The 9476-nt window shown below is 54.3% G+C and carries 11 protein-coding genes and 1 other RNA gene; 2 read left to right on the top strand and 10 right to left on the bottom strand.

Going from position 1 to position 9476, the window contains the following annotated elements; all coding sequences use genetic code 11:
- Positions 1-18 precede the first annotated feature (18 nt).
- The 9 genes from Q5Y71_RS12740 to Q5Y71_RS12700 all read right to left on the bottom strand — a co-directional run bounded on the left by Q5Y71_RS12740 (position 19) and on the right by Q5Y71_RS12700 (position 8117).
- A complete protein-coding gene (locus tag Q5Y71_RS12740; RefSeq protein ID WP_306042506.1) occupies positions 19-825 on the bottom strand; it encodes a hypothetical protein in 807 nt (268 codons plus the stop codon).
- Complete coding sequence (locus tag Q5Y71_RS12735; protein WP_306042505.1) at positions 825-1193, bottom strand: hypothetical protein; 369 nt, start codon at positions 1191-1193, stop codon at positions 825-827. Before Q5Y71_RS12735 ends, Q5Y71_RS12740 begins: the two co-directional genes overlap by 1 nt.
- 13 nt (positions 1194-1206) lie before the next feature.
- On the bottom strand, positions 1207-1431 hold the full coding sequence (locus Q5Y71_RS12730; protein ID WP_226642804.1) for an AlpA family transcriptional regulator: 225 nt from the start codon (positions 1429-1431) through the stop codon (positions 1207-1209).
- Positions 1432-1609: 178 nt separating this feature from the next.
- The gene (locus tag Q5Y71_RS12725; RefSeq protein ID WP_306042504.1) at positions 1610-2764 is read right to left on the bottom strand and encodes a hypothetical protein; all 1155 of its coding nucleotides are present in this window, start codon (positions 2762-2764) and stop codon (positions 1610-1612) included.
- Between the two features lie 102 nt (positions 2765-2866).
- The gene (locus Q5Y71_RS12720; protein WP_306042503.1) at positions 2867-4096 is read right to left on the bottom strand and encodes an integrase arm-type DNA-binding domain-containing protein; all 1230 of its coding nucleotides are present in this window, start codon (positions 4094-4096) and stop codon (positions 2867-2869) included.
- A gap of 185 nt (positions 4097-4281) precedes the next feature.
- Positions 4282-4636, bottom strand: a transfer-messenger RNA (tmRNA) gene (gene ssrA / locus Q5Y71_RS12715).
- 148 nt (positions 4637-4784) lie between these two features.
- Positions 4785-6131 carry a sodium-dependent transporter gene (locus Q5Y71_RS12710; RefSeq protein WP_306042502.1) on the bottom strand — a complete coding sequence of 449 codons (1347 nt, stop codon included), beginning with the start codon at positions 6129-6131 and terminating at the stop codon, positions 4785-4787.
- A gap of 72 nt (positions 6132-6203) precedes the next feature.
- Positions 6204-6683 (bottom strand): SsrA-binding protein SmpB, encoded by a 480-nt coding sequence (gene smpB / locus Q5Y71_RS12705; protein WP_306042501.1) that lies wholly within the window; start codon positions 6681-6683, stop codon positions 6204-6206.
- 15 nt (positions 6684-6698) lie between these two features.
- Positions 6699-8117: a sodium-dependent transporter gene (locus Q5Y71_RS12700; protein WP_306042500.1), complete on the bottom strand. Its 1419-nt coding sequence runs from the start codon at positions 8115-8117 to the stop codon at positions 6699-6701.
- A gap of 193 nt (positions 8118-8310) precedes the next feature.
- On the opposite strand from Q5Y71_RS12700, the gene Q5Y71_RS12695 reads away from it, so the two are divergent.
- The gene (locus Q5Y71_RS12695) at positions 8311-8751 is read left to right on the top strand and encodes a type II toxin-antitoxin system RatA family toxin (RefSeq protein ID WP_306042499.1); all 441 of its coding nucleotides are present in this window, start codon (positions 8311-8313) and stop codon (positions 8749-8751) included.
- Positions 8748-9086, top strand: coding sequence for an RnfH family protein (locus tag Q5Y71_RS12690; protein WP_306042498.1), 339 nt, complete (start codon positions 8748-8750; stop codon positions 9084-9086). Before Q5Y71_RS12695 ends, Q5Y71_RS12690 begins: the two co-directional genes overlap by 4 nt.
- 5 nt (positions 9087-9091) lie before the next feature.
- Here Q5Y71_RS12690 and Q5Y71_RS12685 read toward each other — a convergent pair whose 3' ends face one another.
- Entirely contained in the window at positions 9092-9436 is a 345-nt protein-coding gene (locus tag Q5Y71_RS12685) for an outer membrane protein assembly factor BamE (protein WP_306042497.1), read from the bottom strand.
- Positions 9437-9476: the final 40 nt, after the last annotated feature.

Below are 9476 nucleotides of genomic sequence, written 5' to 3'. Positions count from 1 at the left end.
TTAGCAGGCACTCTTGAATCAGCCTGCGCGTCCATATTCTTCCAGCCACTCTTCATTGGTCTGTTCTTTAGGGGGCTTGGGGATTCCCTTATACCCGCACTCCCTTATTACCGTATTACCGTAGTTTGCATCACCCGTGGTTTGATTAGGCTGTAGGCCTCGTGGTTGTTGGGGTTGCGCCAATTCCTTACCCGGAAAATTTACCCGGACCTTACCCGGAATTAACCCGGAAGTTACCCGAGCTTTACCCGGAATATTCACATGGGGGTGGGCTGCCAATTCCTGCTGCTTAATACAGAGTGGCGCAAGCGTTGCGGCCTCCAAGCGTTCGCCCTTTGATTGATGCCCGGTAAATATTTGGCTCCGTAATTTGCCCATATAATCGCTAAAGGCGTCGAGGCTCTTTGGCACCTTCTGCCCGGTGCGATTCCAGAACTTTAGGAAATTAGAGCGCTTGCCCATGCGGAAGCGACCCTTGGGTAGGGGGCTGCCGGCTTTACCGTGCTTGGTGGTGCGCGCTCGCGTTGTGTAAGCGTTGAATATTGCATACCAGTCGCGTCCATCGATTAGGCTGCGAAATTGGAGAGTGACACCCCCATCTTTGCGGGGGCCGTAATTTCCTACTGAATGACCGATATACTCCAGGGGCTCCATACCGGCTAGACGGGCGGCTTCGGTGATAAGGGGCCACTCATGTTCGGAAAGCCACTCAGCGGGCACAGGGTGGCCACTGGCAGGGGTTAGGGTAAGGCGGCCACCATCGACCGCCACACCATCACCACGCGCTAGAAGCCGTTGTAGAAGCTCTCTAGCAGATTCAGCCATTAGCCCCCCAGTAGCTTAAGGGAGCCAATACGCTGACGCTCGCTATCAGGCAACCAGTAAACACCGTGCCGCCCCGCAATACCATCGCGGTCTATGTGCCCCTCCATGCGGCACTGAATACTTATGCCCCGCTTTCTGAGCTGCATGATTACATTCGGGCCATTGCTGGCCCCTGTCACTCTGTCGAGTTTTTCCCGGCTGCATGGGCCAGTGAGCAATGTTTCCAGTGCTCGCACCTGGCGGGGTGATAGGGGGCGCCAAATCTTACTGGCTGAGTGTTCTGTGGTTTGGGTGTTGTTGTTAATATTGCCGGGCTTATGTTGTGTGTCGGGACCGCTCTGTGCCGGGGCGGTTCTGATTATTTCCATAGTCATCTCCCCCTTAGCAGCTTTCAGCTTCAGTGATTAGTTTTTGCTTCAGCTCAAGCAGGTAGGCTCCCTCCCATACGGTGGTTTTTGGTCCTAACTTTGTGCCGCGTTTGGCTTTGCCTGTTTTGGTCCAGTTCCACCAGGTGGATAAACCAATGGAGTAGAACCGGGCACAATCTCGGGCCCGGTACATTGCGGAAGGGTTTATTGATTGTTGGTTGTATAGGTTGGTCTGCACGTATCAGCTCTCCTATGGGTTTGTTGAGGCTGATACATAAGGTATGCATGAGTGCTGTATAAATATACACGGCAATCATCTGGATTAATGGAATAGGCGTCCGGTTAGGAGTTGGTGCCCATAATTAATTATGTGTCCGGTTAGATATTTGTAAATTTTCGTATCTATCTGTCCGGTACTATGGGAGTACACTATCGGCAAGATGCCCCAAGCCAAGGCCGCCAGAATATCCGCCGTGCGCGTCAGTTCGCTTAGCTACTATTGCTCGAACCTTGTCGTAGTCGGTTTCTTCGTCAACCAGATGTACAATTTCTAAAATAATTTTGTGAAAAGATACGCTACGAATACCGCAGCTACTCCATATCTTTCCTCCCGGTAGAGGCTTAATAGGCTGTCTCTGAAATGAGCGAACAGTTAACATAGACTTATCAAAATCTACGATTTCCATTTTTCCAAAGTGGTTGTAGAGCAGGTCGGCCATTCGGATGATTGTGCTTTCTCTTGCCCCTTTACTATGTTGCCTGGATGGTGCGTAGCGGTTTAGCTCTTCTAAGTTGAGTATTCTTTTGTAGTCTCCATTTGCTACAGATTCCCACTTGCTAATTTCAGTCTTTTGCACTTTCAGTCCTGCATAAGTAATATCCTTTAGCGCTGTGACAAGCTGATTTGCTGCTTTCTCTAGTTTCTTTAGCTGCCCCTTTGTGGGTCCGACAATTGAATTTAAGCCAAGCTCTATAACCCTATCGTAATGACTAAGAACAAGAGATGTGACACCTCGGAAAACGAGCTGTTTGGTTAATGGGGCTCTATTAGGGTTTGATAGACTCTCGCCAGTAGAAAAATCAACGTATTGTTTTTTTGGCGGGCCTACAAACCGCGAAAAGGATGGAAAACCAATAGCATTCTGACTCCTGAGGTCTTTCTGATACCACTCTAAGGGGTGGCTAGGGTGGAATGGAAAGGATGCAGTATGCATTTCAAGGAGTTTTTGCTCAGCGCATTTATAATTTTCCGAGCTCTGAAACCATTCATTGGCAATATGTTGAAGCTCAAGGTCAGCTAATAGCTCATCGTAGATGCTGGAAGCCTTTCTTTGGCGAAGTATTTTTTCCTGCTCATATTGGATGCTGGCCCATCTGTAAAACCCTTCTTCAAGTGGCGGCGCATTTTTAAAAGCGAAGTATTGGCTAATTTTATCTGGGATACATAAGGTCTGATTATCTTCCCTCGTATGGTACGGTTCGGGAGAGAATACTAATTGCTCAGCCAAAAGCAGGGCTTCAAATAGCTGCGAGTAGCGAAGCAGCTCCAACCAAGGAATAGACTTATCCATTTCTCCCCCTTTGAGAGAATCCCTTAATTTAGATTCAGCGCCAAGCCACTAAGGGTTGTGGCCTTTCGGGAGCTACCCTAGACGCTGAAATTCGATTGTCCGTTATCGATTACTAAAGTTCGCTGCGATGACATTCCCTGCTTTTTCGCTAGCTTTGAGGCTGTCGAGGTAATCTGCCCACTTCTGCATCATTTCTGCCCGCTGCTCTAGGTGCTTTGTCCGGTTGTATGCACGCCCCAGTGTGTCCTTCACCTCATGAGCTAGCTGGTGCTCTATGTAATCCACACGGAAGCCCAAAACCTCATCCAGCAGGGTGCGGGCCATAGCGCGGAAGCCGTGGGCGGTCATGGTTTCATTGTCATAGCCCAGTGACCTGAGCGCAGTCCTCACACCGTTATCAGATAGTGGACGGCTTTTCCCTCTGGCTGAGGGGAAAACATATTTGCCACGGCCTGTAAGCGGTTCCAACTCCCGCAGTAGTGCCAGAGACTGTTCTGCAAGAGGGATAATGTGCGGCTGGCCCATTTTCATTTTTTCGCTGGGCAGCTCTATTTGCTTGGCCTCCCAGTTAATTTCGGCCCACTCCAGTTTGCGCAGTTCTCCAGGGCGGCAGAATAGAAGTGGGGATAGTCTGAGGGCGGCTCTCACTACTGGGGTGCCTTGGTATTCCTCCATGGCGGTTAGCAGGCGCCCAATTTCAGTGGGGTCAGTAATAGCTGCCAGATGTTTCTTCTTGGTGGGGGTGAGTGCGCCGGTCAGGTCTGTGGTGAGGTCGCGGTCGGCCCTTCCGGTGGCCACGGCAAAGCGGAATACCTGGCTGGCTACTCGCTTTACCCGGTGGGCAGTCTCCAGGGTTCCCCGGCTCTCAATACGGCGCAGGCACCGCAGTACTTCCGGCGGGCTTATCTCGGAGATAGGACGCTTACCCAAATAGGGCTTTAGGTCACGCTCTAAAGCGAGGGTGGCGCGGTCCTTGGATGAGCTGGATAGGTGCGCCATCTTGGCGGCGAACCACTCATCACTAACGGCGGCGAAGCTGTTGCGATTGGCTTCCAGGGCGGACTCTTTGCGGGCGCGTTTTATATCGCGGGGGTCGACACCTTCGGCAACATGCTGGCGGGCTTCATCACGGAGTTCGCGGGCGCGCTTTAGGCTTACATCGGGGTAGAGCCCAATTGCCATTTCTGGGCGTTTGCCATGCAGGCGGAAACGGAATACCCAACGCTTGGCCCCGGTCGGGGTCACTTCGATTGCCAGCCCTTTCTCATCGGACTCGATGTACTTCTTCTCGCGGGGCTTGAGGGCGCGGACCTTGGTATCAGACAGCGGCATAGTTCACCTTCCGTGGATTTTGGACGGGTTGGACGATGGCACTGTTACCAACCCGTCCAATAACCCGTCCATTTGAGGTTGTATGTGGACGGGTTAGCTTAGATTAACTGGGATTGGTCTGATAATCAAAAGCCCCGGAAACTCTACGTTTGCGGGGCTTTTGTGGGCTGTCTGAGACAGCGATTTGGTGGAGATGGCGGGAGTCGAACCCGCGTCCGTCAGCACTCTGCCAGAGGCTCTACATGCTTAGCTCCGTCTATTGATTTAGCCCGCTACAGCCCGGCGGTCAGGACGTAGAAGGCGAGCCTGTGAAGTGTTTAACCGATCCCCGACAGGCGCGGTTCACGGCGATCCAGTTCTGTATTACAGCCTGCAGCGCGATACTGGAACCTTGCAGCAGACTGCTAGCGGGCTTAAGCCGCTAGAGCGTAGTTGTCGTCGTTGGCAACTAGTAAAGTACAGCTTTGGATTAACGTGATTGGCTGCCATCACGGCATGCACCCAAGGTTTCGTCACCGGCGTCGAATCCAAGTCATCCCCGATCAGAAACACTCTCGTGTCGTGCCAGTATACCGCAATTGGCAGCTCGGCAATACACCGGATCGGCCCGCTGGACAGGCCGGTCGCTGTTTAAACTGGCGAAGCCAGTGGGAGGAGGCTCCGGCGCTGGGGGTGGGACTGGCAAGTTTTAAATGACCGAATGCACAAATGCGGTCATAATTAGTAGTGGACAGACGATGCGCACATACCAGGGCCAGATCCGCCAGAACAGGGTCTGTTCAATGTTGGGGTGACCCTTCTTCAACTCGGCGAGTAACTGGTCGCGGCGCCAGACCCAGCCGGCAAAGAGACACAGGGCAATGCCGAGCAGCGGTTGCCCGTACTCGGTACTGATGCTGACCGCCAGTCCAAACAGGGTATCGAAGTGGGTGATGATGACCGTGCTGATGCCGAAGATGATCAGGCCCACCGCGGGCGTGGCGATGCGTCGCGGAATGCCCAGATTCTCAATGGAAAACGCCACCGGTACCTCCAGCATGGAAATCGAGGAGGTCAGGGAGGCGATGACCATTAGGGCAAAAAAAGTGATGGCCACTACGATACCGGCTTTGCCCATGGTGTCGAACAGGGCCGGCAGCACTTGTAAAATGAGGTCGGGCCCGGCGATCAGCTCACCGCTGGCAGAGAAAATCTGTGATCCGGCTTCCTGGGCGACATACATGGCCGGCAAAATCAGCAGGCCGGCGGTAAAGGCGATACCCACATCGATCAGCGTCACCAGTGCCCCCAGGCGCGGCAGACTCTCCTGCTGGCTCAGGTAGGAGCCGTAGATCAACATGGTGCCCACCCCCAAAGACAAAGAAAAGAAGGCCTGGCCCAAAGCGGAGATCAGCAGTTTGGGGGTGAAATGACTGAAGTCCGGCATCAGGTATACCTCGAGGCCGGAAAGGGCGCCGGGCTGGGTGAGCACATACCCTATCAACGACAGCAGCAGAATGATCAGTGAGGGCATCAGCAGGGTGGACCAGCGCTCGATCCCCTTTTCGACACCGCTGGCGATAATCAGCATGGTGAGGCCGCTGAAGATAGCGGTGAAGAGCAGATTGCGCTCGGTGCTGTTGTCTGTCAGCCACTGTGCGGCACCCTGTGCGCCGAACAGTGCAGCGAACGGTTCGGCCAGGTGGGCCACCATCCAGCCCGCTACAATGGCGTAAAAGCTGAGGACCAGCGAGGCCACCAGAATACCGACGAAGCCGGTGAGGCCGCCAAAGAAACGGCTGACCGGCCCATTGGAGATGATGCGCAGGGCCTGCACCATATTGCGGCGTGCGTAGCGGCCTATGGTGAGTTCGGCCATCAGGGCCGGATAGGCGAGCGCAAAGGCCAGAAACAGATAGACCACCACAAAGGCGGCACCGCCATTGCCGGCGGCTTTGGTGGGGAAGCCCCAGATATTGCCGAGGCCCACGGCGGACCCCGCCGCGGCCATCAAAAAGCCAATATTGGTACTGAATTGTCCTCGCGGTGCACTCATGGTAAATCCTGTCATTATTCTTCTGGTGTTCCCTGGCAGCCTATTTGGATACCGGGTTATTGGTGCGGCACACTACTTGTGCTCTGCGCGCATCAGGCGCTGTTTCTCGCGGTTCCAGTCGCGCTTTTTCTCGGTTTCGCGCTTGTCGTGCATCGCTTTGCCTTTGGCCAGAGCAATTTCACATTTGATCAAGTGTCCCTTCCAATACAGCGCAGTGGCCACCACTGTGTGCCCTTTTTGTTCCACTGCGGTGATCAGTCGAGACAGTTCGCGCTTGGTGAGCAGCAGGCGGCGGGTGCGGTCGGGCTCAGTGACAAAATGGGTGGATGCACTGGGCAGCGGCTGTATGCGCGCACCCAGCAGCCAGGCCTCGCCATTTTTGAAAATGACATAGCTGTCGGTCAGCTGGGCCTTGCCCTCGCGACAGCTCTTCACCTCCCACCCCTGCATTTCCACACCCGCCTCAAACTTTGTTTCAATAAAGTAGTCGTGGCGGGCCTTCTTGTTCAGGGCGATGGTATTGGGTTTTTGCGCTTTCTTTTCTTGGGTCATGAAAACTTCGGATGACTAGATAAAACTGTGTCCAAAAAACTTCAGGGCCACAGTGTTGATAAAAATCAGTAACAGTATCAATGGAATAAAGGTGCCCAGGGAGAAGTTGACGTATTTCTGTGAAAAGGAGCCGGCAAACTTTTCATCACCTTCCTGCAGCTCTTTATCAAAGTTTGCCTTCTTCCACTTATAGATCACAAACAGGCAGACCAGCAGGCCATTGAGGGGCAGGATGGTGTCGTAGAAGATGATCTCAACCAAATCGAAGAAGGACTTGCTGGCGCCGGCCAGTTGCACAAAATCAGTGATCCAGTTGACCATGCCAAAAGAGACCGCGCAAGCAATTGCCAGTAGAAACTGCACCCCGGCAATCAGGTAGATGGCTTTTTTGCGCTCCATGTGCCGCTCGTCACGCAGGGTGGCGATGGGCACTTCGATGATGGAAACCAGCGAGGTGATCGCCGCAACCAGCACCAGGAAGAAGAAGGTTGTTGCAACCACGCTTGCGCCAACATAGCCGATGCCGTCTTGCAGGGCGAGGAAGATCCTGGGCAGGAACTGGAAGATCATACCCGCGGAGGATTCACTTAGCTCGGTGGGGTCAATCTGTGGATTAAAGTGAAAGATACTCGGTAGTATCAGCAGACCCGCGGTAAAGGCCACCAGGGTGTCGGTGATGGCCACCGCGCGGGAGGAGCCGGGGATGGAGTCCTGCCGCTTCATGTAGGAGCCGTAGGTGATCATAATGCCCATGCCCAGAGAAAGGGAGAAGAAAGCCTGGGCCATGGCTTTACTGACCACATTGCCGTCGAGTTTGCTGAAGTCTGGGATGAGGTAGTACTTCAAGCCGAGAGAGGCGTTCTCCAGAGTCAGGACGAAAATTACCAGCCCCAGCAGCATGACGAACAACATCGGCATCAATGTTTTCGCAGCGCGCTCTATCCCGTCCTTGACGCCCATGGCGAGAATGGCGTTGATCAACAGCATCAGGGCCACCAGGTAGATGAATATCTGCGGGGTATTGATAAACTGGATAAAGAAATCCGGGGCTGCGAGTTTGTCCAGGTTACCGGTTACGGTTTCAATCAAGTATCCCAGTACCCACACGGTGACCACCAGGTAAAACACCGCGATCATAAAGGGTGTGGCCAAAGCCAGCCATCCGGGTATGCGCCAGAGGTGGGAGCCGCTGGAAAGTTGGAGATAGGCGCCAACCGGGTCTTTATCGGAGCGTCGCCCCATCGCCAACTCCGCCATCATGACCGGCAGGCAGATCAGGAAGACGAAGAGTGCGTAGACCAGCAGGAAGGCACCGCCCCCGCTTTTGGTGGCGGCTACCGGGAAGGCCACCAGGTTGCCAATACCCACTGCGGAACCTGCGGCGGCCAGGATAAAACCCAGCCTTGACCCAAAATGCTCTCTTACTGCGGTCATAGTTCTCTCACTATTATTCTTTACCCGATAAGGCTTGTCTCATTGTTATCCCGGCTGGTGCCGAGTGTGGCCAGCCGGCAAAAATCCGATTGTTACAGGAATTGCCTTGCTTGAGTAGCGCAGGCTGGCAAAATTAGCCGGTGAATTGCAATCCCAGACAATTTAGCCTGGCAGACTGGCTTGGATAGCAGGAATGACTGAAATAGAACGCAGCGCGCTGGTGATGTACAGCGCAGAGCAAATGTTTGACCTGGTCAATGATGTGGTTAGCTACCCGCAGTTTTTACCGGGGTGCCGCGGGGCGGAGATATTATACCGCGATGAAGAGACCCTGGAAGCGCGACTGGAGCTGTCTCGTGCGGGCATTCGCCAGAGTTTTGTCACGCGCAACCGGTTGCAGCGGCCATACAGCATGACCCTGAACCTGGTGAATGGCCCCTTTGAGCAGTTCACCGGGCAGTGGCAGTTTGACCCGCTGGCTGAAAGCGCCTGCAAGGTGACCTTTTCCCTGGCTTTTTCCCTGAAGAGCCGCCTGGTTGCCGCAGCTGCGGGCAAGCTGTTCAGCGATCTGGCCAACCAGATGGTTGCGGTGATGTGTGAGCGCGCTGAAGTGATATACGGAAAACCGCGATGACAGAAGACAATACGATTTCAGTGGAAGTAGTTTACGCTTTGCCCCACGAGCAGCGCCTGATGCGTTTGCTGGTCAAGCGCGGCACTACTGCGCGGGAGGCGCTGATACGCTCGGGGATACCGGAAGAGTATCCGGAAGTGAACCCGGATACGGCCAAAATGGGGATTTTTGCCCAGGTGCTGGGCAGCAAGGGCTTGCCACCAGCAGAGCAGTACCAATTACAGCCCGGTGACCGGATTGAAGTGTACCGGCCCCTGATCGCCGATCCGAAAGAGGCGCGCAAGCAGCGCGCCGAAAAAGCCAGACTCCTGGCCGGCAAGAGCAGGGAGCCCTAGGGGGATCAGGGCCAGCCTGTGGGCTGCCAGTCGCCACTGGTAGCGATCAGGATATCGCCATTGAAATAGACGCTAAAACGCTTCTGGGTTACTTCGCCCTTGGAGTCCCGGAGGCGGTTGATATAGTCCCAGCGATTGGGGTTGTAGGTATCTTCCACCAGCGGCGTGCCCAGTACGAACTGAACCTGTCGCCGGGTCATGCCGGGTTTCAACTGGTCCACCATGTCCTGTGTGATGATGTTGCCCTGCTGAACCTTGATACGGTAAACACCGGGGAATTTGATCAGCGTACAGGCGCCCAGGAGGGCGCACAGGCTGGCGATGGCGAGAAGTTTCAGGCTGGGCGGCATTCATTGCTCCGTTATATGCTGAAATGGGCGAATAATGCGC

Source organism: Microbulbifer sp. 2205BS26-8, assembly GCF_030731025.1.
Classification (GTDB): domain Bacteria; phylum Pseudomonadota; class Gammaproteobacteria; order Pseudomonadales; family Cellvibrionaceae; genus Microbulbifer; species Microbulbifer spongiae.
This window is presented reverse-complemented; position numbering and strand designations above follow the sequence as displayed.